The organism is Spirosoma luteum DSM 19990 (genome assembly GCF_000374065.1).
GTDB classification, from domain to species: Bacteria; Bacteroidota; Bacteroidia; order Cytophagales; family Spirosomataceae; genus Spirosoma; species Spirosoma luteum.
On sequence record NZ_KB893245.1, the window covers coordinates 157,881 to 180,039 of the forward strand.

The window sequence follows — 22,159 nt, forward strand, 5'->3', positions numbered from 1 at the left end:
GAGCTGGTACATCAGCAGGTGGTATGGTATTAGTCGGTACGGTGTTCTTGTTGGATGGAGAAGGGCCCAGTCGGCCGGGGACGGCGTTAGGGCGGTTAAGCTCACGCTCCAACTCGCTCTCCTGAGGTGTTCGGGTTGGTTTAGGTGTGGTAGTAGTAGATGATGGTTTGCTCTGACCCGCGGCACTCAACGTGATGAAGAATAAGGCAACGCAAAACGCTGCACTCATTCTGCTTGTTCGTGTAAGTAAGTGCCACAAAATAAAGTATCCTTTTTTTGAGTTTATTAAAAAAATTATATTTGCCAATATATCGTTAAGTCTATGACTTACAAAGGTATCCACGAACCGCAATTCTACTACCGCTTTGAAACGTTTTCCGCTGTTAAAAATTATTAAACTGATGCGTTATCCAACTCCCGGAATAATGAAAACTCTGGTGTTGGCAGTGCTGCCTTTACTCGCACTAAAAACACCAGTTTCTTTAGTTGATGGCCTGACTCAGGACACTATTCGCCGGGCCGAAGCCCAGGAGACGAATCAGCCCCAAAGCATACCTAATCAACTTCGAACGGTGGTACTCGATGCTGGTCATGGCGGAAAAGACCCTGGCACGCATGGACGGTACGTTAAAGAGAAAAACATCAACCTTGAGCTTATCCTGCAACTGGGCCGGAAAATAAAGCGTAACCACCCGGATATTCGGGTAATCTACACCCGCTCAACCGACCATTTTGTTGATTTATACGAGCGGGGTGCCATTGCCAACCGAAACCGGGCCGACCTATTTATTTCTATTCACTGCAATGCCAGTCCATCAAGTAGTCAGGTACATGGCACCGAAACATATACGTTGGGGCTGCATCGAACGGAACGAAATCTGGACGTTGCCCGGCGTGAAAACGCCGTAATCTTGCAGGAAAAAAATTACCAGCAAACCTATAAAGGCTTTGACCCCAATTCGCCGTTGGCCACCATCATGCTGGCCAATTATCAGCACGCCTTTATGGGGAGCAGCATCAACTTCGCCCAAAAAATAGAGCAAAGCTTCCGGCGTAATGCGGAGCGTAGAAGCAACGGCGTAAAACAGGCCGGCTTTATTGTGCTTTGGAAAGCAACGATGCCCAGCGTTTTGATTGAAAGTGGCTACCTGACCAACCCTGCCGAAGAAGATTTCCTTCGATCCGGCGATGGGCAGGAAGAAATCGCGGAGGCTATCTACAAAGCATTTGACCGTTACAAAGAGGAAATTGAAGCGGGAGGGTAATCGGCACAACCCTGGCATGTTTTTAGCGCCATTATCTTGCGGCCTTCTGCACAACCACTCATACGAAAACCACCGATTTTTGAGACAAACAATCCCGAAAGTTGGTTATACCAATAACCAAACGGAATGGTAATGCCTTACAGGCAACTTACCATCACACACGCATGAAAGTTTCTAAGGAAGTAAAAGTAGGCTTGTTGGCTGTTGTCTCGCTGATGATGCTCTATTTCGGGTTTCGATTTTTGAAAGGATCTGATTTTTTTTCCTCCAATCACACATACCAGGTTGTTTACGATAATATTGATGGGTTGACCGCTTCTAATCCGGTTCGGATTAATGGTTTATCGGTTGGCCGGGTGAAGACCATCGAAATCTTGCAGGATAAGAACAACAAGCTGCTGGTTACACTGGACCTCAACAAGAACATCCGGGTAACAAAAGGCACAGAAGCGATTCTGGCTGATAACGGGCTGTTGGGTGGCAAAGAGATTCTGCTGAGTATCAAGGCTGGCCAGCCGGAACTGGAAGAGGGCGGTATGCTGATAGGCACAAAAGAAACGGGATTGACCTCACTAATCCGGGAAAAAACCCTCCCCGTACTGAATAACGTAGACTCACTTACCTATCAGTTGAACCGGGTTGTGGCTCAGTTCGACCAGACAGGGGCAGTATTAAAACAGACTCTCCGCAGCGCCGATGCGGGTATGAAAACGCTCGACTTGACTGTTTCCGAAAACAGGGCTGGCTTGCGGGCTACCCTTGCCAGTGTAACTAATCTGGCAAATTCACTGGCAGAGACCGAGAAGCAGCTTAATCCAATTTTGACTAAAATGGATACGTTTGCTGATTCCCTTCAGGGGCTCCAGATGAAGCAGACGTTGCTTACGGTGAATAAAACGGTGGGGAATCTGCAACGGATGCTGAGCGATATAAGCGATGGCCGTGGTTCGTTAGGGAAACTGGCTTCTGACGAAGCCCTTTACCGGAACGTGAATGCCACTACCATGAGCATGGAGCGACTATTACGTGACCTGCGCGAAAATCCAAAACGCTATGTTCATTTCTCGCTGTTTGGTCGTAAGAACAAGGAGTTACCGGGTGGAACGGACACCCTATTTTTGGCGACACCAGCCAAAGTCATGGTGGCTGACTCTGCACGGTAGCCATCACCGTTGACCGCATCATTACGTAAAAGACCCTATGCAAACTCTGCTCGATGAACTGGCTCAGCGCACGACAAAAACCCAATTGGGTGGAGGCCAAAGGAAAATTGATGCCCAGCACAAGAAGGGTAAATTAACGGCCCGTGAGCGAATTACTTACCTGACCGACTCCGAAAAGCCGTTTGTAGAAATTGGGCTGTTCACCGGCGAGGGTATGTACGCCGAACATGGCGGCTGCCCCTCCGGTGGTGTTGTTGTGGGTATTGGGTACGTATCGGGACGGCAATGCGTAGTGGTAGCAAACGATGCGACGGTGAAAGCAGGCGCCTGGTTTCCGATTACGGCCAAAAAAAACCTTCGGGCGCAGGAAATAGCGATGGAGAACCACCTGCCCATCATTTACTTGGTGGATAGTGCGGGTGTTTACTTACCCCTGCAAGACGAGGTTTTTGCCGACAAAGAACACTTCGGCCGGACGTTTCGAAACAATGCCCACCTCTCGGCAATGGGAATTTTGCAGGTGGCTGCCATCATGGGCAGTTGCGTGGCCGGTGGTGCTTACCTTCCCATCATGTCGGACGAGAGTTTGATTGTAGAAGGCACAGGGTCCATTTTTCTGGCGGGCCCCTATCTGGTGAAGGCTTCGATTGGTGAAGACGTCGATGCCGAAACGCTTGGGGGAGCAACGACCCACACGGATATTTCTGGGGTGGTCGATAATAAATACCCCGACGATAAAAGCTGTCTGGATGCCATCAAACGCATTTTTGATAAACTGGGCCACCACCAAACGGCGGGTTTCGACCGGGCAGTGCCTGCCCTACCCGCTAAAAATCCCCAGGATATTTTCCAGATACTACCCGCCGACCGCGTCAAACCTTACGACATGCAGGAAGTTGTGGATAGGCTGGTGGATAACTCGGCGTTTGATGCCTATAAACCGGATTACGGCCAAACGCTCTTGTGCGGATACGCCCGTATTGACGGTTGGGCGGTAGGCATTGTGGCTAATCAGCGCAAAGTAGTAAAAGCAAAAGGGCGTACCGGTCAACCAACGGAGATGCAGATGGGGGGGGTTATCTACGGCGATGCGGCCGATAAAGCTGCCCGGTTCATTATGAACTGTAATCAGAAGCGGATCCCGCTGGTGTTTTTGCAGGATGTGTCGGGCTTTATGGTGGGTAGCCGGGCAGAACAGGGCGGCATTATTAAAGACGGAGCCAAAATGGTAAGCGCCATGGCCAATTCCGTTGTGCCTAAGTTTACGGTGGTTATTGGAAACAGTTATGGCGCAGGTAATTACGCCATGTGTGGCAAGGCTTACGACCCTCGCCTGATGCTGGCCTGGCCAACGGCGCAAATGGCTGTAATGAGTGGTGCCTCGGCCGCAAAAACGTTACTTCAAATTCAGGTGTCGGCGCAAAAGGCAAAAGGTCAACCAATGACCCCGGATGAAGAACAGGCGCAACTGGATAAGATTACCGATCAGTACAACGCGCAGTTATCTCCTTACTTTGCAGCCGCCCGTCTTTGGGTCGATGCTATTATCGACCCACTTCAGACCCGTCAGATACTGTCGGAAGGTATTGCTGCTGCCAATCACGCCCCTATCACAAAGGCGTATTCAGTAGGGGTGATTCAGACTTAGTCATTACCGCATTCTCCCTGTTTCACAACGCTGATACCCACCGTAGCAGCAATGCAGGCATTCCCATATGTTTTACCATTGCAGCCACATACAGGCTGGTATATAAACGTACAGGCACGGCCGTCAGCCGGTTTTTCTACGCAATTCGGGTCAATTTCCTTATGGCATCCGGCTCCAATGCCGAGCCAGAAAAGTAATATCAGCAAGTTTCTCACAGCTTTCTCTTTCAAGCCATGACCCAGGCTGAAAACGAATGGTTGGAAACTAAAGGCAATTTTTTACTTCTCCCGAAGGGCCTTTACTTCCTCTGCCGTGATGGCATCGGCTTTGTTGCCAAAATTACTTCGTATGTAGGTTAGTACATCCGAAATCTGAGTGTCATTCAGGAAGGCGTGGGCGGGCATCGCATTATCGTACATGTCGCCTTCGATTTCCTGGCCCTGCAATCCCTTCAATACCACGTTGATGAGCCTGGTTTTATCCCCTAATACCCAGTCGGTTCCGCGCAAAGGCGGATTAAGGTTAGGAACACCTGAGCCACTGGCCTGGTGGCAGGTCAGACAATTCTGTTCGTATACGAGTTGGCCCGGCGATTTGGTCGCGGCTGGTTTGGCGGTTTTTGCCGCCGGTTTTTTGGTCTGTGCCATCCCAACGGATAATAACAGGCAGGCGAAGAGGGTAAGTATTGCTTTCATAAATTCAGGGTTGTTTTCTCCAGGTTAATGTGTTGAGTAAGTGCATAATATCTTTACGAATATACTGAATGACGGGTTGCAGTGAATCGTTCTCGGTAGCGGTATTGAAGTATAAAGCTCCCCGCAAAAAATGGGTCGTCGAGTCCGTCGTCACAAACTGTACCTGGCTTGGTACTTCGCCCGACAAATCAATTACACTGGCTTCCAGACCCGATTTTAACCGAATCTGCCGCTGTTCAATCGAGTAGGCCTTAATGTTGTGTCGGGCCGCTAGTTTATAGGAGTCCTCCAGCATAGCTCTCAACCGATTCATGTCGCCACGAACGGGTTTGTAGGTCAACTGCACGCTGGCGTGAAAGGTTGGATAGTTAATGAAAATCCAGTTTGGTTCCGACCGGGCAAACGTATCCGGCAGAATCCGGGCGGCTTTATTATACTCAAACTGATAAGGATACGCAGGGTCGAGGAGTGTATAATCGGCTACTGGCAAATCGATTCGGGGAAATCCCTTCGGTTTGGGTATATAATTCTCCGACGAGTTACTACCACAGGCAGTAAGCAGGAAACCAGTAAGTAGTACAAAAAAAAGCCTAACCACGTATGCAGGGTAGTCTGGACGGCTACGTCCGGTTTAGATTAGTTGATAGTTGCGGGATGTAGCCCTCCTGGCTATGTATGAACGCAGAAGCCTGGCTGTTTGGTACCAGGCTTCTGCGTTCTACAATCGAGTTCACTTACGCATTTACGTCTTCCATTTCCTCCTGCCGAACGGGCTGCCCCATCAGGGTAGCAAAGCGGTTGACGTTGAATGTGGGTTCAAACCAGACTTCGCCCATTACCGGATGCTTTACCGGGACATCGGGGTTCTTTATTTCGTTTAATAAGATTCCGGTTTCGCCGGTTGTGTGACGTTTTACCTGGCGTACCGTGTACATCTTATCACGTTTGGGCGTCTGAATGCCAAACTCCGCGTAAAAGGCCAGTACGGGAGCGGGGAAATTGTCGTTGGTGCAAATAACTTCCATTCGTATAGTTTGTGTTAAGCGATACCAGGTTGTGGTGATACATTGCCGGATATCGCGGGATTTCGTTCCTTATTAGGGTTCAACAAAGATAAGTGGATAGAAATTTCTTCAGTTGTCAAATTTCCTTGCGGGTCTTTTGCCTGTCCCGAAACTACTTCGCCAACAATACATTTATTGACTACTGAAATTTATTATCAGCATCCTTGCATCTGCCTATCCTTTTCCCAAAAGGCATTACTAAATTTTCCACAGTTCACCGTGCCAAATCAAACTAGATAGGGTAAATTGTCAGACTAATACCGAACAGATTCCTGGTTATCTGCTTATTCTGACACTCGCTATTTCATGGCTACTGCCCAATTTCCTCAGCCGGAAAATCCGCTCGATGTATTGATTGTAGGGGCCGGTCTGTCCGGGATAGGCACTGCTCACTGGCTACAGGAACAATGCCCAAACAAGAAGTACGCTATTCTGGAAGCTCGGGAAGCCATTGGCGGCACCTGGGACCTCTTCCGCTATCCGGGTGTTCGTTCCGATTCGGATATGCACACGCTGGGGTACGGGTTCAAGCCCTGGAAAAACCCGAAAGCTATTGCCGATGGCGCATCCATCCGACAATACATTGAGGAAACCGCCCGGGAAAGTGGCATCGTTAACCACATTCATTTCGGGTATAAGGTGACAGGAGCTTTTTGGTCGAGCCAGGAAGCTTGCTGGCGTGTTGAAGCCGTTCATCTGTTAACGGGCGTGGCCCATACCTTACAAACCCGGTTCCTGCATATGTGCAGTGGCTACTATAGCTATGAAGAGGCATACCGCCCGGAGTTTACCGGAGAAGCCGACTTTAAAGGAGCGGTTATTCTTCCGCAATTCTGGCCTCAGGCCTTGAACTACACCAACAAGCGGGTAGTGGTCGTTGGCAGTGGAGCGACCGCAGTAACGCTGGTGCCATCTATGGCCCAGTCGGCAGCGCACGTAACCATGTTGCAGCGGTCGCCCACGTATGTGGTAGCGCTGCCCGGACAAGATGCAATTGCACTCCGCCTACGGCGTTATCTACCTGAGCGGTTAGCCTATGGGCTCACGCGCTGGAAAAATCTGCTGCTGAGTATGGCCGCGTACAAGTTAACCCGCCGGTATCCTAAGCAAATGAAACGGCGAATTGTGAATATGGCGGCTAAACAGCTTGGTCCGGACTATGATGTCGACACGCATTTTAGCCCACATTACAATCCGTGGGACCAGCGACTTTGCGTGGTGCCGGATGGGGACCTTTTTCAGTCAATTAGCCAGGGGAAAGCATCCGTAGTTACCGATGAAATTGATCGTTTCACGGCTACGGGATTGCGGCTCAAATCGGGTCTGGAGCTTCCGGCCGATGTGGTAGTATTGGCAACGGGGTTGAAAATAAACCTGTTTGGAGGCATGTCGCTAACCGTCGATGGGCAGGTCTACCGCCCGAATCAGTTAATGGCTTATAAGGGAATGATGCTTGGCGACGTGCCTAACTTCGCCCTTGCCTTCGGCTATACCAATGCTTCGTGGACGTTGAAAACTGACCTAACAGCGGGCTACGTGTGTCGGCTGCTCCGGTACATGGACCGCCACGGTTACTCGATTGTTGTACCGCGTCGACAGGACGACGTACAGCCCGAACCGTTGCTGAGTTTTTCGTCTGGTTACGTGCAGCGTGCCTTAGAGCTACTACCCAAACAGGGTTCCCGTCGGCCGTGGCGTGTGTTCCAGAATTATCTACAGGATATGCTTACCATTCGCTTCGGCCGCCTGGCCGATGGCGTATTACACTTTGGACCGAAAGGCGTACTCCCATGAACCTGACCAACAAAGTGGCCTTGGTTACCGGCGCGGGTAGCGGCATAGGCCAGGCTATTGCCCTGTCGCTGGCCCGGCGTGGCTGCCACCTGGCCCTGGTAGACATCAATCCGAAGACGCTGGAGCAAACGCATCACCAGGTCCAGGCTATGGGTACGAGGGTCACCAGCCACCCACTTGATGTAACGAGTCGCGAAGGAGTGAATGCTCTTCCCGGTCAGGTTATAGCGGCTCACGGATACATTGATTTGTTGGTCAATAACGCTGGAGTGGCCGTAGGTGGCACCTTTGAGCAAGTGAGTGAGACCGATTTCGATTGGGTCATTGACATTAATTTTCTGGCGGTGGTGCGCATGACCCGGGCGTTCCTGCCCTACCTGCACCAGCGCGAAGAAGCGCGTCTTGTTTACCTCTCCAGCATATTCGGTATCGTTTCGCCCCCCGAGCAAAGTGCGTACTCGGCCAGTAAATTTGCCGTTCGGGGATTTGCCAACGCGCTGCGGCACGAACTAGAAAACACGTCTATCGGGGTAACGGTGGTGCATCCGGGTGGGGTGGCTACGGCTATTGCCCGGAATGCGCGGGTACCGGCGGGAACCAGTCCGGAAGTAATTCGTCAGAAGCAGGCACTTCAGGAAAAAATGCTGCGAATGCCACCAGAACGGGCCGGCGAAATCATCGTGAATGGTATCGAACAGCGACGCGCTCGGGTTATGGTGGGCACCGATGCCAGGGTGATTGCGTGGCTCGAACGACTTATGCCTGTGGGATACTGGCAGGCCATGAAAAAGCTTTTACGAGAATGATACCGCTGGTAAGTCTAATTCCTAAAAACGACCCCTATGCGACTGATTTTTATTCCCGGTTTCGGCGAAACACAATACATATTCAGTCAAATAGCCCCACAACTGCCGGGCGAACACCTGTTTATTGAGAATTCAGATTTGCTGGACAACCAGCCCATACCTCTGCTCACCGCCATCGGGTACGCCCGGATGCTGATCGACCAGCACCATATAACATCAGCAGACTGGGTGATTGGGCATTCTATGGGTGGCTGGACCGCTTATGCCATCAAGCATCTAACCGGCTGTTCAATTGTGCAGATTGCGTCCTGGACTAATCCGGAAAAGGTGGTACGACTGGTCAAAAATCCAGCGATCATTTATTGGTTGGTTCGAAAGGGCTGGTACTTGAATCAGTTCAACAAACGACTCCTGCTGCGGCTGGGCTACCGGAACAAACCCTCCGCTCAAATCTTTGGCGAAGTGTTCCAACACCTAATCGACAGCCCGACTGACTACGTTATCAATCAACTACAGATTATTCTGAATCCGCTGGAAGAACGGATTGACAACCAGCCAGAGGTAGTCATTCACGCAGAAAAAGATACGATTGTTCGTTATCCGGATAATCGCGTAACTACCGTTTCCGGCGACCATTTTACGCTGATTACCCACCCCAATGAAGTTATTAAAGCTATCCGTCCTTTTCTAACTCCCTGATTGTGTCATGACCAGATGTCGTCAGTATGTTAATACTACCAGCCTGGAATTTTCGACGAAGCCTTGGCTGAATGTCTGTATGTATAGGCAATCAACCAGAGCTTTGCGAACAAAGATGTATAGAATCCAGGGGCTACTAACGGCTCTTTTGATGTTGGTTTATCCTTCAAACAGATTTCCTAGTTGCCCCAAAACGGAGCCGCCCTCTTTATGGCTCTGGGCACTATTAGGGGCTAAACGCTGTACCAGTTTCGAAATCGGCATCGACTGAATCCATACCTTCCCGGAACCACGAAGGGTAGCCAGAAACAGTCCTTCACCACCGAATACCATGCTTCGAAGGCCACCCGCCCGCTGAATATCGAAGTTGATGCTGGGTTCAAAACCAACCACGCAACCCGTGTCCACCCGAAGGGTTTCATTATTCAGTGTCCGCTCAATGACTACCCCACCGGAGTGAATAAACGCCATACCATCACCCTGTACTTTCTCCAGAATGAAGCCTTCTCCGCCGAAAAAACCGGCTCCCAGCCGCTGATTGAACTGAATACTCAGTTTAGTGCCGAGGGCTGCACACAGGAACGCGTCTTTCTGAACGATAAGTGTGTTGCCGTAGATACTAGCCAAGTTAACGGGCATAATGGTGCCGGGATACGGAGCGGCAAAAGCTACTTTCCGCTTACCAATGCCCCGGTTGGTAAAGTGCGTCATAAATAACGATTCACCCATAACCATTCGTGAACCCGCCTGAAGCAATTTGCCCAAAAAGCCCTGATCAGGTTGGGAACCATCCCCCATTTTGGTTTCAAACGTGATGCCATCCTCCATAAACAGCATAGAACCCGCTTCGGCAATAACGGTTTCGTTGGGGTCCAGTTCTATCTCGACGACCTGGATATCTTCGCCAATAATTTTGTAGTCGATTTCGTGTGAGTACATAGCAGTAATCGTTAAGCGTTTATCGTCTGGATTTTACGAGCGAAAACTACGGAATCGTACGCATTTCATCCAGTAGTTTTCTGACAAACGGTGCGAAAATTTCCCAGTCGGGCCTTTTTGCGGATTAGGCTACCATGTAAACCTACTTATCGTCATCGTCCAGCAAATCCTTATCGTCGATGAGTTCATCATCGTCTGCTGCCGTTTCCTCGGCTTCATCATCAGGCTTCGGGGTACCTTTCAGATTCAGATCGGTACGGTGACGTAGTTTCTTATCGTCGACCGTTTTGTTTAGAAACTGGTTGATCTTGTCGATGTCGAAGCTAGTCGTGATTTCGCCGAACGAGTTAATCTGAATATCAAACCCTTCCAGCTCTTTATGAACACGGGGTTTATCGTTTTCGTCGGGGTTAACTTTTTTCTTAGCCATTGTATGTTGTGTTTGACGTATAAATCTAAAAGGTACAAAAGCCCTTTTAGGTTTAAAAATTAGCTCGTTAACACTTTCAGGTTGTCCATCGCTACTTCCAGCCGCTTAATCGTTTCTTGCTTCCCAATAATTTCCATCGTCAGCATCAGGTCAGGGCCAGCACCGGAACCGGTCAGGGCCAGACGCATGGCCTGCATGATTTTTCCCTGCTTGATGCCCGCCTGCGTCATGGCATCGGAAAGTGTGTATTTGATATTTTCGGCTACAAACTCTCCCTCGAATGGAATTAGTGCATCCCGGAAAGCGGTTACGGCTTTCACGGCGTCGTTGTTCCACTTAGCCGTAGCGATAGCTTCGTCGTAACCCGTTGGTGCGTTGAAAATGGTATCGGCTTCCGTGAAAATCTCCTGAGCAAAATTGACGCGGCCTTTTAGCAGGGCCGCAATTTTTTCGGCTTTCTCCAGCGGGCAGGCAAAACCGGCGGCTTCGGCCTGTTGCTGAACGACGGGAGCCAGGGAAGCATCGGATTGCTGACGAATGTACTGATGATTGAACCACTGCGCCTTCTGAATATCAAAACGGGCACCCGCTTTATGCACCTGCGTCAACTCGAAACTGGCGATCAACTCATCCATCGTAAACAGCTCCTGTTCGGTACCGGGATTCCAGCCCAGCAACGCCAGAAAATTAATCGTGGCTTCGGGCAAATACCCCTCTTCCCGAAATCCTTTGGCCACCTGTCCGGTAACCGGGTCTGTCCATTGTAAAGGGAAAATTGGGAACCCACCCAGGTCAGCATCACGCTTGCTGAGTTTACCGTTTCCTTCGGGTTTCAGTAGCAGGGGTAGGTGCGCAAACTGCGGCATGGTAGATTCCCAGCCCAGATAGCGGTACAACAATACGTGTAGCGGTGCCGATGGAAGCCATTCCTCTCCCCGAATAACGTGGGTAATTCCCATCAGATGGTCGTCTACAATGTTGGCCAGGTGGTAAGTAGGCAGGCCGTCGGATTTCAGCAGAATCTTATCGTCGATAGCGGATGAATGGACGTTTACCCAGCCGCGAATCAGGTCATTTAATCGGACTTCTTCCTTCCGGGGCGTTTTCAGCCGAATTACATACGGCTCCCCAGCCTCCATACGGGCGCGCAGGTCGTCGGCCTTCATGGTTAGTGAGTTACGCATCTGCATCCGGGTAATGGCATTGTACTGAGCCGCCGGGGCATTGGCTTCTTCGAGCCGTTTCCGCATCGCATCCAGTTCGTCGGCACTATCAAACGCGTAATAGGCTTTGCCTTCATCAACCAGGCGCTGGGCTTCTTTCTGATAAATAGCCCGGCGTTCTGACTGACGATAAGGGGCGTGGGGACCACCGGTTCCCTGACCTTCGTCAATCTCGATACCCACCCACCGGAGGGCTTCAAGAATGTAGTCTTCGGCACCGGGCACGAAGCGATTCTGGTCGGTATCCTCAATGCGAAGGAGCATTTTACCGCCCATTTTCCGGGCAAATAAATAATTATACAGCGCAGTTCGCACGCCACCAATGTGTAGGGGACCGGTAGGACTGGGCGCGAAACGAACGCGAACGGGAATTGACATTTTTAAAGAGTGAAAGAGCGGAAGAATGAAAGAGTGAATGAGAAAGAGAGGGTTAATCAGCGCACTACTCTTTCGCACATTCACTCTTTCACTCTTTATTGTACAGCTATTACTGAAATTTCAACGTTAACATCTTTAGGGAGCCGGGCTACTTCAACCGTTTCTCGCGCTGGTGGTTCACTCGTGAAGAACTGCCCGTACACTTCATTGATGGACCCAAAATTAGTCAGGTCTTTCACGAAAATGCTGGATTTTACAATGTGCCTGTAATCCATGCCGGCTGCTTTTAGAATCGCACCGATGTTTTCCATTACCTGTTGTGTCTCGGCCCGAATATCACCGCTAGTGGCTAAGTCAGCGGCAATCTGTCCGGATACGAACAGCATGCCCGCCGGGGACCCACCAGTAACTTTTACGGCCTGACTGTAAGGCCCAATGGGAGCTGGAGCTTGCTCGGTATAAACAATTTGTTTGTTCATGATCTTTAAATTCTACTTTCGCCTGCAAGTTACCACTAAAGGCGGGAAGGCCGAAAAACTGCGGAGCTCTTCCTGCTGAAAGCCTGTACCTAAAAAGACATCTGATAATGGCATCGTGGAAAGAATTACTAACCAATACGTCTACCGACATCGAAACGCAATTCGACCGGTTAAAAACCCGGCTTTTCGGACGGCTCGATGCGGATGAACCATACAAAATTATTTACTACCGTGGCTTTGGCAGTCCGGAAGCCGTCTGGCTGAAAGGCCGGGTGCTGCGCCAAAAATGGCTAACGACGCCCAGCGACCGCGATACGTTCTGGCATAATATGCTGGCTACCTATCAGCGCTTTGACAGTGATGAAGTCCCAAACGTAACGGTACGAATAGAAGCTTTTGGTCAGACGCATACCACCGTGACGGATAAAAGTGGGTATTTTGAACTGACCATTAACCCGCCGAATGACCTACCCCCCGGCCGGGTGTGGTTTCCGGTTCGTTATTCGGTGGATGGACTGGTACAGCCTGCCTCGCCAAATGGAGCCGGTGGCAAGCCCATCGTGAAAGATGGCTACCTGATGGTTTCGCCCACATTTAGTCAATTTGGGGTTATCTCCGATATTGACGATACCGTTTTAGTGACCGATGCAACGAATCTGCTTCAAACGGCAAAACTTACGTTTCTGGGCAATGCGTACACCCGATTGCCCTTTGCCGGCATAGCCGCTTTTTACCGGGCATTGCAAAGTGGTCCCGTCACGACGTTGTTCAATCCCATTTATTTTGTGTCCAGCAGCCCCTGGAATCTTTATGACCTGCTGGTTGATTTCTTCCGGATTCAGGGAATACCCAAAGGGCCAATTCTACTTCGTGATTATAGTTTAAGCACCAAGCTGTTCGCATCTGAAGGTCACCATACGCATAAACTAGCCATGATTCGCAAGGTGCTGGATGTAAATCCACACCTATCGTTTGTGCTCATTGGCGATAGTGGCCAGCAGGACCCTGAAATTTACGCGCAGGTAATACGTGAAAACCCCAACCGGATTCGGGCCGTTTACATTCGGGATGTGTCAGAAGACCGGCGCGATGAATCGGTTCGTGAGCTCATCCGAACTACCGAAGCTTTCAGTGTACCCATGTTGCTGGTATCTGACACGGTTGCCGCTGCAGAACACGCGGCTTCAATGGGACTTATTGACCCGGATACGCTCCCCGAAATCCGGGCTGACCGGCGGTCCGACAAGGAAGATTAATAATTTCTGCCGGTACGCAACCCTTTTTCAACGTACTCCGTATTGACGAATGAACCGGTTCAACTGTTCTTTTTCTCACCCTAAAAACACAGTTGATACAATGAAAACATTCGTTTACGTAAACCGCCTTGCCTTGCTTACTTTCGTGTGCGCAGGATCTTTGCTCGGTTGTAGTCAGGAAGAAAATCCTACGACAGTAGCCAGCCTGGAATTGCTGTCGACTTCGTTAGGCCAGGTTATAACTGGTGATGCGGGTAAAACATTATACTTTTTTGCCGGGGATGCTGCCGGAACGGCCAATTGCACGGGTGGATGTACCGGGACCTGGCCTGTTTTTTATCAGGAGACTCCTACCGTTGGCAAAGGTCTGAAAGCGATTGACTTTGGAACTATTACGCGTACGGATGGCAATAAGCAGACAACCTTTAAAGGCTGGCCGCTGTACTACTTCAGTAAGGATGCGAAGGCAGGCGATGTAACAGGCGAAAACGTGGGAAATGTCTGGATGGTTGCCAAAACGAATTATACGGTGTTACTGGCTTCGCAGCAGTTGGTCGGTAATGATGGAAAAAACTATACCTTCGATACGAAAGAAGGAACAGGAAACTCTCTATTCCTGGTAGATAGCCTCGGTCGCACCCTATATGCCTTTGCCAATGATAAGCATAACGTTAACAAGTATACCAAGGCGGATTTGAGCAACAACAGTACCTGGCCCATATTCGAGGCATCATCTGCAATTGGCGAAATACCGTCGGCCCTTAAACGAACTGACCGAACTGACTTTGCAGCCATTACAGCAGTAGGAAAAACGCAGCTGACCTACAAAGGCTGGCCACTGTATTATTTTGGACCGGACCAGGGTGTACGGGGCAATACGAAAGGTGTCAGCGTACCGAGGCCGGGTGTTTGGCCGGTTGTTAATGCTACCTCACCCGAAGCACCAAACTAGCCAATAATTTTGCCCGACGACTGACAATCAACCCCAGGAAATACATAGTTGACCGTTCTCATAAACTAAGTCCTTTGGCTAACGCTCCTAACATACCGGCATTGTCCGATATTCTGGCGGGTTGTCTGCGCAACCACCGGCAAAGTCAGGAATTGCTCTACCGGCAGTTTTATGGGTATGGTATGAGCGTGTGTCTGCGATATACCCCTACCCGCGAAGGCGCACGGGAAGTGCTGAATGACGGTTTCCTGAAGGTGTTTACCCGATTGGAACAGTACGACCCAGCGCAGCCGTTTAAAGGCTGGCTCCGGCGAATCCTGATTAACGCAGCCATCGACCATTACCGGCAGGAAGTACGTCATCAGCACGAAACGGTTGATCCGTTTGAACAAACTATCGTTTCAGAAGCACCTGACGCGTTTAGCCAGTTGGTCCATGATGATTTAATGGAATTGATTCAACGATTGTCACCGGCCTACCGGCTGGTTTTTAACCTGTATGTTATTGATGGATTTACGCACGAAGAAATTGCCGGGCAACTGGGTATTTCAATCGGTGCGTCGAAATCGAATCTGGCGCGGGCACGCGAAAACCTGCGCCAGTTAGTAAAGCACTTAAATAACGATGAGTATGTCAGAGCTAACCGATGACCAATTGGACGGGCTCTTCAGAAAGTCGGCTGAAGAGTTCCAAACGCCGTTCGATCCGGCGGCCTGGCAGGACATGAAAGCCCGCCTTGATGCAAACGATCAACAACCGCTCACCGGCGGAGCTTCACAGGTGAAGAACATCCTGCGCTGGGGCTCACTTTCTACCTTGCTGTTACTACTTATCGCTGGAGGATGGTCTATTTATCAATCCGGCAGTTCGGCTTCTACTGCTACTAAGCAGGAACGTAAGTCGGGTATGGTAAAGGCAGTAACGGACAGACCGGAGAAGTCAGATGCCGCTAACCTACTGACTAATGAGAGGGCGGCACCTACACAGTCGATTCGTACGCCGGAACAGGGGGCCATAGACAGCGGGCCAGCAGTTGACCCGGAGAAAGTAACCCCTGGCCGGAGTACGCTGGAGAGTCATAAAGACGCGATGCCTTCAATGGCGGCAACAGGAGGAGTTATAACGGAAAAAGTAAGCTCCGCAAGACCCCTTGCGCGAGAAGAAAGCGAATATGATGCATTCGCATCGGCGGCAGAAAAGAAACGGGTAGCCCACCAATCGCTGGATAAATTACCCATAGTGGCTTCCAATGTGCCGACAGCTTCCAGCCGTAACTTGAGCAAAGGAAATGCGCCAACAACTAACTCTTCTGGCAGAAAATGGCGGAAGAGCGCGGCTGCCAGCGATTTAACGGCTGATCTGGACCGTACGTATAGGTCAAAGGCCAGGCCAAAAACGGATAGGCAGCCTGATACAAATATGCGGGTAGTAAAGCCCCTAAGTCAGGCAACTGGTAGTGAAGATGACTTGTTTGAAGAAGTAAATGAGCCAACGGCTGTATCATTACCATCGCTAACGGAACTAGCTATTCTACCCGCAAAATGGGCACAGCCGCAGGGTTCTATTAACCGTTCAGTTGAGGAGCAGCCTAGCACGGAAGATGCAAAAATTGCCCCTCGGCCGGCATCCATGCGTGGATTGAGCGTTCGGTTTGCGGTGTCACCGGATTTGAGCGGGATTGGGCTGAAGAACTTCGCCCGCCCGGGTACCAACATAGGACTGATGCTGGAATACAGGCTGGCGTCGCGCTGGAGCGTTCAGGCTGGATTGATCCAGAGTACGAAAGTTTACAAGGCCTCAACCAGCGACTACGAAGTGCCTGCAGGCTGGTGGAAAGCACCCTTGAAAACACCTGAGAGTGTTGATGGACGATGTACTATGGTCGATATTCCCATAAACATACGCTATGACGTTGTTATAAAGCCCCGCCTGAATGGGGCCTTACCTAGCCGTTGGTTTGTGAGTGGTGGGGTGACCAGCTACATCATGGAAAATGAAAATTATTACTACTTCTATCCACCCCATACATATAATCAGCCCACTGAATACAGTGTGAACTCTGGCGGATATGGTTTTAGCAATCTGAACCTATCGGTAGGTTATGAACGATCCATCAGCCGACGGCTATCGTGGCAGATTGAACCGTTCATGAAAATCCCTCTAAAGGGAGTGGGCACGTTCAAAGTCAGGCTGTTAAGCACCGGTACATTCTTCTCCCTGCGTTATAAACTTTAGTGAACCATCTCATCGCCTAACCAAAAAGTAACTATTGTATCTGTATGAAAACGAACAACCAAGTGGAAAGCAATTCAACAACGGACCAAATGAAGCGTGGAGAATTTTTGCGCAGCCTGGGTATGAGCAGTGCCGCATTGATGGCCTTTTACTGCATGGGTACCGGCCTGACTGCCTGTTCAAAGAGTAGCAATGATCCCACGCCCGCCCCCAATCCAACAAGTACTGCTTTCACGGGTAATGCTGATGCCTCTAAGGGAGCAATTAATTTTACACTTGATCTGACAAGTACAGATTATGGTAAGCTCAAAACAGTGGGTGAATTTGTTAGCGTCGGTAGTGTTGTTGTGGCCAATGCAAAGGGTAACAAACTGATAGCAGTAGGGCGGGTCTGCCCTCATCAGGGAGGAAACCTGGAGTACAAACTACAGCAGGACCTTTTTAAGTGTAATCTGCATGGTAGTGAGTTTAATGACGCCGGAAAGGTGCAGCCTGGCTGGGATGCTAAAAGTGACGTAGCGCAATACAAAACATCCCTCAGTACCGATGGGAACAAATTGACCGTTACGGCGTAACGTCAATTGTGGGTTCTTCTTAGGCATTTTACTCCTCTTCTTATGAAATACGTTTGCCTGATCTTGTGGCTAACTCTTGCAATGGGCACTCTACATGCGCAGGATTCCACCGCTGTACGCCGGGACACGACCATTGCTCCGGTAACATCAGGAGCTGATGAAGCAACTGACCTACTGACGAGCCTGACCGACTCTGCCGAGACGCAGCCTTTGTTGCCTCACAAGATGATTTTTACCCAACGGGTATTCTGGGGGCCGAAAGGATTATTACGAACAATGAAGATTGCCCCGCTAACGCCAGAGGGGCGTATTCGTGAATTAAAGGTTAGGCGTACGATGCTCGTAGCGCACCAGATTGGCGGATTTATTACGCTGGCAGGCTTTGTGGCTCAAGGGCTACTAGGAGCAAAGCTGTACAACGCACAAGGCCAGGAATATGTGGATACCAAACGATGGCACGAACGGTCGGCTACACTGATCAATGTTGCCTATGGTACCACACTGGCCCTTTCACTAACAACACCGCCCCCGGTGGTAGGGGCGAAAAAAGGGTTCACATCCATCAAACTTCATAAGTATCTGGCTATTGTTCACCTAACCGGTATGGTGGCTACCAACGTGCTGGCTGGACTGATTGATGAACATTATAACCTAAAACCCTACCACCGGGCGGCTGCTTACACCACTTTTGGGGCTTATGCCGCTTCTATAATCGCCTTAACATTTTAAGACTATGAACTATGCTGTTCGCTGTAGCTGCCTGCTGGCCGTGTGGATTTCCGTTGCCTTCAGCCCGGCGCCGTTGGCCAAACGTAAATTGTTGGCCGATAAATCTCTGTCAACCGTTACCTATGCGGCCAAACACCCGTTACACAAATGGGAAGGTGTAAGTCATGATGTGAACGGGGCTATTATCTATAATGAGGACACGAAGCAACCCGAAAGTGTGGCCATTGCGATAAAAGTAGCCTCGTTCGATAGTGACAACAATAATCGGGATTCGCACGCCATCGAAGTACTGGAAGGGATAAAATACCCCACTGTCACATTCGTTAGCTCGGACATCAAAGCAGGCCCAACGAATACACTGTCAGCTAAAGGAACATTGACCTTTCACGGGGTTGCTAAACCTGTAACCTTACAGGCTACCCGTAAAGATTCGGGTGGAAAGGTGGTGCTGACCGGGGAGTTTCCGGTGAATATGTCTGATCATAACATCGAACGACCGTCGCTAATGGGTTTAAAGACGGAGGATGAGATGATGCTCCGGTTTAACGTCGCATTTTCACTCTAGACCGGCAAATCCATTATCGGCGCCGATTCTGCTTTGCGGATACCGTTTCGTTTCAGCCCGCGCCGGGCCAGGACGGCACTGATCAGTACCAGAAGAGAACCCAGGAAATAGGGGGCACCAGGCAAATAAAGGGGTGTTTTGACATCGGTGAAGTACGAAAAGAGATTTGTCATGATAAGTGGACCAAAAATAGACGTTGTACTGGTCAGGCTGGTTAAGGCACCCTGCAATTCCCCCTGCTCATTGGGCGGCACCTGATTCGATATAATCCCCTGAATAGATGGCTGAGCAATACCTCCCATGGCGTAAACAGCCATAAAGGCAAACATCATCCAGCTTTGGCTGGCAAAACCAAATAGAGAAAGCCCGATAGCACTAAACAGCAGACCAACGTATACGGACCGTTCCTGCCCTAGTTTCGGAATGATAACCCGGCTTAATCCACCCTGCACCACGGCAAACGATACACCAATAGCAGCCAGGGATAAACCAACCGTTTTTTCATCCCACTTAAACTTCTCCATGGTGTAGAACGTCCATGTACCCTGCACGGCAAACCCGGCAATATAAACTAATACCAGAGAGGCTACCAAGCCAAGAATAATTGGGTACTTACCCAACCGCATCAGCGAACCAACCGGGTTAGCCCGTCGCCAGTCGAAGGGTCGGCGATTTTCAGGAGCGAGAGATTCGGGCAGAATGAAAAAGCCGTATATAAAATTAACCATTGTTAATCCGGCTGCTACAAAGAAGGGGACGCGTGGGCCGTAGGAGCCCAAGAAACCCCCGACGGCGGGGCCAAGAATAAAACCTACGCCGAAGGCGGCACCGACCAGCCCAAAATTCTGCGCCCGTTTTTCGGGTGGACTAACATCGGCGATGTAAGCGGAAGCAGTCGTGAAACTCGCGCCGGTAATACCCGCCAGTACGCGCCCAATGAACAGCCACTCGATGGTTGGCGCAAAGCCAGTCAGGATATAATCCAGCCCAAAGCCAAACAGTGAGAAAAGCAGTACAGGCCTGCGCCCGTAGCGGTCGCTCAATCCACCCAGCACGGGAGAAAAAACGAACTGCATAATGGCGTAGGAAAATATCAGCCAGCCCCCCCAACTAGCTGCCTGGCTTAGGTTGCCATGAATAAGCTGTTCGATTAATTTTGGGAAAACCGGAATGATAATACCCAGTCCTGTAACGTCAATCAACAGGGTAATGAAAATAAAGACAAGAGCCGGAGCCGGACGGTTTTTCATAAATGATAAGTGGTAAATGATGACCGGGTCGCCGGAGCGATAGTGAATGTAAGCGCCAGCCTATTCATCATCGCTCCGGCGACCCGGTCATCATTTACCAGTCATAATTGGTTTACGCGTATGTATTCAGCATAACCGGCATAACCAGCATCAGAATATCCTCATTTTCTTCTTTGTCAGCCGGAATCAACAGGCCTGCCCGGTTAGGGGCCGACATCTCGAGTGTAACCATCTTGGCACTCAGATTACTCAGTACTTCGGCCATGAGTTTGGCATTGAAACCAATTTCCATCGGCTCGCCATCGTAGTCGCAGAGGAGCTTCTCGTTGGCTTCGTTGGAGTAGTCCAGGTCTTCGGCCGATATCGTTAGCGCGTTTGGTTTGAGCGACAATCGAATCTGGTGCGTAGTCCGGTTGGCATAAATCATAATCCGCTTCAGCGAGTTGAGCAGATCAGTACGGCCAATGGTCATCACGTTCGGGTTATTGGTCGGAATCGCATTTTCATAATCGGGGAAACGCTCGTCAATCAGGCGGCAGATTAGCTGCGTTGGTCCAAACGTAAACGAAGCGTTCGATTGACTGAATTCTGCCGTGACAGGCTCGTTTTCGGGCAGTGATGACTTCAGCAATTGCAGGGCTTTGCGCGGAATAATAAAAGAGTTACTGCCCGATGCACCGAGGTCAGTCCGGCGGTAGCGGATAAGTCGGTGGCCATCTGTGGCCACAAAGGTTGCATTGGCATCCGTCAGTTGCAGCAGTACTCCTGTCATGGCAGGACGCAGGTCGTCGGTACTGGTAGCAAAAACGGTGTTATTGATTGCACTTAGCAGCACATCTGAGGTCATGTCAACTGACATGCTCTTGGTTACAATTGGTAACTTGGGGAAGTCAATTGGATTTTCGCCCGATAGTTTATACCGCCCGTTGTCCGTAAGGATTTCAGTGCCAAAGGTTTCTGTGTCAATATTGACCGTTACGGGTTGCTCTGGAAGGCTACGAAGGGTATCCAGCAACAGTTTGGCCGGGATAGCAATGGCTCCGCTCTCACTGGCATCCACCGGAATCTGGGTAGTCATGGTCGTCTGTAAATCCGAAGCCGTTACGGTAAGCGTACCACTCGATGAATCCTCCCCAACGTCGATGCGAAACAGGAAATTTTCGAGGATGGGAACAATCGGATTTGTAGCGACAACGCCGTTAATATGCTGAAGGTTTTTGAGCAGTACAGAGGAGGAAACGATGAATTTCATGAGCCAGTAGATTAAGGCGTTTTATTGACAGATATAAGGACAAAAGTAGCAAAAAAAGCCGACTCATTTGTGCGTTTTTTATCAACAGTAACGAGTAAATAGCTTGCATTGAACGGCCTTACGATTGTGGTTGTTTACAGCGTATTAGCAATAGAAAGTATGGAAGCCGAAATAGTGAATCGCGTTGCCGGTAGTGGACTGGTTACCCTTGATCTGGAAGACTATTATCACCCCGGAGAGCGGGTCGTTTATGACCTGAAGGATAATCTCTTCATGGGATTGATTTTAAAGGAAAAGGACTTTCGGGCGTTCTTGAAAGAACACGACTGGAGCCAGTATGCGGGCAAAAATGTAGCCATTACCTGCACTGAAGATGCCATTATTCCTACCTGGGCGTACATGCTACTTACGTTACAGTTACAGCCTCATGCGAATACCATCGTATTCGGCCACCTGACTGACCTGGAAGAAAAATTGTATTTCGATGCTATCGCCCGCATCAACCCGGAAGACTACCGTGATGCCCGCGTTGTGGTAAAAGGCTGTTCCAACGTACCCGTACCAACGGCGGCTTATGTGGAAATTACGCGGGTACTGCGCCCCGTGGTGCAGAGTCTGCTCTTTGGGGAGCCGTGTAGCACTGTTCCCCTTTATAAACGCCCGAAAGGATGAGAACTGAAGGGCGTGGTTTCATTAAGTTTTGAAACGGGATTTCTTTGCAAAACCCAATAAAAACGGCTTCGGTATTGTACCGAAGCCGTT

24 protein-coding genes are annotated in these 22,159 nt (G+C 50.0%); 14 read left to right on the top strand and 10 right to left on the bottom strand.

What is annotated here, in order from left to right:
* Positions 1-425 precede the first annotated feature (425 nt).
* From B156_RS0100640 to B156_RS0100650, 3 genes are all read left to right on the top strand, one after another.
* Positions 426-1,265 carry an N-acetylmuramoyl-L-alanine amidase family protein gene (locus B156_RS0100640; protein ID WP_018617670.1) on the top strand — a complete coding sequence of 280 codons (840 nt, stop codon included), beginning with the start codon at positions 426-428 and terminating at the stop codon, positions 1,263-1,265.
* A gap of 164 nt (positions 1,266-1,429) precedes the next feature.
* Positions 1,430-2,428, top strand: coding sequence for an MlaD family protein (locus B156_RS0100645; protein WP_018617671.1), 999 nt, complete (start codon positions 1,430-1,432; stop codon positions 2,426-2,428).
* Positions 2,429-2,465: 37 nt separating this feature from the next.
* Positions 2,466-4,076 (top strand): acyl-CoA carboxylase subunit beta, encoded by a 1,611-nt coding sequence (locus B156_RS0100650; RefSeq protein ID WP_018617672.1) that lies wholly within the window; start codon positions 2,466-2,468, stop codon positions 4,074-4,076.
* On the opposite strand, the gene B156_RS0100655 is transcribed toward B156_RS0100650, so the two are convergent.
* The 4 genes from B156_RS0100655 to B156_RS0100670 form a co-directional block, all read right to left on the bottom strand.
* The gene (locus tag B156_RS0100655; protein ID WP_157626908.1) at positions 4,073-4,291 is read right to left on the bottom strand and encodes a Kazal-type serine protease inhibitor family protein; all 219 of its coding nucleotides are present in this window, start codon (positions 4,289-4,291) and stop codon (positions 4,073-4,075) included. The two genes, B156_RS0100650 and B156_RS0100655, sit on opposite strands and share 4 nt — an antisense overlap.
* A gap of 63 nt (positions 4,292-4,354) precedes the next feature.
* A complete protein-coding gene (locus B156_RS0100660; protein WP_018617674.1) occupies positions 4,355-4,771 on the bottom strand; it encodes a c-type cytochrome in 417 nt (138 codons plus the stop codon).
* A gap of 4 nt (positions 4,772-4,775) precedes the next feature.
* Positions 4,776-5,369 carry a gliding motility lipoprotein GldD gene (gene gldD / locus B156_RS0100665; RefSeq protein WP_018617675.1) on the bottom strand — a complete coding sequence of 198 codons (594 nt, stop codon included), beginning with the start codon at positions 5,367-5,369 and terminating at the stop codon, positions 4,776-4,778.
* Positions 5,370-5,505: 136 nt separating this feature from the next.
* Positions 5,506-5,796, bottom strand: a complete 291-nt coding sequence (locus B156_RS0100670; RefSeq protein WP_018617676.1) for a hypothetical protein — start codon at positions 5,794-5,796, stop codon at positions 5,506-5,508.
* Between the two features lie 345 nt (positions 5,797-6,141).
* Between B156_RS0100670 and B156_RS0100675 the strand changes: the two genes are divergently transcribed.
* The 3 genes from B156_RS0100675 to B156_RS0100685 are packed head-to-tail and all read left to right on the top strand — an operon-like array spanning position 6,142 to position 9,134.
* Positions 6,142-7,629, top strand: a complete 1,488-nt coding sequence (locus B156_RS0100675) for a flavin-containing monooxygenase (RefSeq protein ID WP_018617677.1) — start codon at positions 6,142-6,144, stop codon at positions 7,627-7,629.
* The gene (locus tag B156_RS0100680; RefSeq protein WP_018617678.1) at positions 7,626-8,435 is read left to right on the top strand and encodes an SDR family NAD(P)-dependent oxidoreductase; all 810 of its coding nucleotides are present in this window, start codon (positions 7,626-7,628) and stop codon (positions 8,433-8,435) included. The genes B156_RS0100675 and B156_RS0100680 overlap by 4 nt, the downstream gene beginning before the upstream one ends.
* Positions 8,436-8,471: 36 nt before the next feature.
* The gene (locus B156_RS0100685; RefSeq protein WP_018617679.1) at positions 8,472-9,134 is read left to right on the top strand and encodes an alpha/beta fold hydrolase; all 663 of its coding nucleotides are present in this window, start codon (positions 8,472-8,474) and stop codon (positions 9,132-9,134) included.
* Positions 9,135-9,293: 159 nt separating this feature from the next.
* On the opposite strand, the gene B156_RS0100690 is transcribed toward B156_RS0100685, so the two are convergent.
* The 4 genes from B156_RS0100690 to B156_RS0100705 form a co-directional block, all read right to left on the bottom strand.
* Positions 9,294-10,073 (bottom strand): TIGR00266 family protein, encoded by a 780-nt coding sequence (locus B156_RS0100690; protein WP_018617680.1) that lies wholly within the window; start codon positions 10,071-10,073, stop codon positions 9,294-9,296.
* A 142-nt stretch (positions 10,074-10,215) separates the two neighbouring features.
* The gene (locus tag B156_RS0100695) at positions 10,216-10,503 is read right to left on the bottom strand and encodes a hypothetical protein (RefSeq protein ID WP_018617681.1); all 288 of its coding nucleotides are present in this window, start codon (positions 10,501-10,503) and stop codon (positions 10,216-10,218) included.
* Positions 10,504-10,562: 59 nt separating this feature from the next.
* Complete coding sequence (gene gltX / locus B156_RS0100700; RefSeq protein ID WP_018617682.1) at positions 10,563-12,104, bottom strand: glutamate--tRNA ligase; 1,542 nt, start codon at positions 12,102-12,104, stop codon at positions 10,563-10,565.
* Between the two features lie 95 nt (positions 12,105-12,199).
* A complete protein-coding gene (locus B156_RS0100705) occupies positions 12,200-12,583 on the bottom strand; it encodes a Rid family detoxifying hydrolase (RefSeq protein WP_018617683.1) in 384 nt (127 codons plus the stop codon).
* A 107-nt stretch (positions 12,584-12,690) separates the two neighbouring features.
* Here B156_RS0100705 and B156_RS0100715 point away from each other — a divergent pair, with 107 nt between their 5' ends.
* The 7 genes from B156_RS0100715 (at position 12,691) to B156_RS0100745 (ending at position 18,895) form a co-directional block, all read left to right on the top strand.
* Complete coding sequence (locus B156_RS0100715; protein ID WP_018617684.1) at positions 12,691-13,839, top strand: App1 family protein phosphatidate phosphatase; 1,149 nt, start codon at positions 12,691-12,693, stop codon at positions 13,837-13,839.
* A 100-nt stretch (positions 13,840-13,939) separates the two neighbouring features.
* Positions 13,940-14,791: a hypothetical protein gene (locus B156_RS0100720; RefSeq protein ID WP_018617685.1), complete on the top strand. Its 852-nt coding sequence runs from the start codon at positions 13,940-13,942 to the stop codon at positions 14,789-14,791.
* Between the two features lie 74 nt (positions 14,792-14,865).
* A complete protein-coding gene (locus tag B156_RS0100725) occupies positions 14,866-15,441 on the top strand; it encodes an RNA polymerase sigma factor (protein WP_026260504.1) in 576 nt (191 codons plus the stop codon).
* Complete coding sequence (locus B156_RS0100730; protein WP_018617687.1) at positions 15,422-17,026, top strand: porin family protein; 1,605 nt, start codon at positions 15,422-15,424, stop codon at positions 17,024-17,026. The genes B156_RS0100725 and B156_RS0100730 overlap by 20 nt, the downstream gene beginning before the upstream one ends.
* A 44-nt stretch (positions 17,027-17,070) precedes the next feature.
* Positions 17,071-17,601, top strand: coding sequence for a Rieske 2Fe-2S domain-containing protein (locus B156_RS0100735; protein WP_018617688.1), 531 nt, complete (start codon positions 17,071-17,073; stop codon positions 17,599-17,601).
* An 81-nt stretch (positions 17,602-17,682) separates the two neighbouring features.
* Positions 17,683-18,330, top strand: a complete 648-nt coding sequence (locus B156_RS0100740; RefSeq protein WP_018617689.1) for a hypothetical protein — start codon at positions 17,683-17,685, stop codon at positions 18,328-18,330.
* 4 nt (positions 18,331-18,334) lie between these two features.
* Positions 18,335-18,895 (top strand): YceI family protein, encoded by a 561-nt coding sequence (locus tag B156_RS0100745; RefSeq protein ID WP_018617690.1) that lies wholly within the window; start codon positions 18,335-18,337, stop codon positions 18,893-18,895.
* Here B156_RS0100745 and B156_RS0100750 read toward each other — a convergent pair.
* Both B156_RS0100750 and dnaN read right to left on the bottom strand, forming a co-directional pair.
* Positions 18,892-20,145, bottom strand: coding sequence for a TCR/Tet family MFS transporter (locus tag B156_RS0100750; protein WP_018617691.1), 1,254 nt, complete (start codon positions 20,143-20,145; stop codon positions 18,892-18,894). The two genes, B156_RS0100745 and B156_RS0100750, sit on opposite strands and share 4 nt — an antisense overlap.
* A gap of 112 nt (positions 20,146-20,257) precedes the next feature.
* Positions 20,258-21,397, bottom strand: coding sequence for a DNA polymerase III subunit beta (dnaN, locus tag B156_RS0100755; protein ID WP_018617692.1), 1,140 nt, complete (start codon positions 21,395-21,397; stop codon positions 20,258-20,260).
* A 159-nt stretch (positions 21,398-21,556) separates the two neighbouring features.
* Here dnaN and B156_RS0100760 point away from each other — a divergent pair, with 159 nt between their 5' ends.
* The gene (locus B156_RS0100760) at positions 21,557-22,069 is read left to right on the top strand and encodes a DUF2480 family protein (RefSeq protein WP_018617693.1); all 513 of its coding nucleotides are present in this window, start codon (positions 21,557-21,559) and stop codon (positions 22,067-22,069) included.
* Positions 22,070-22,159: the final 90 nt, after the last annotated feature.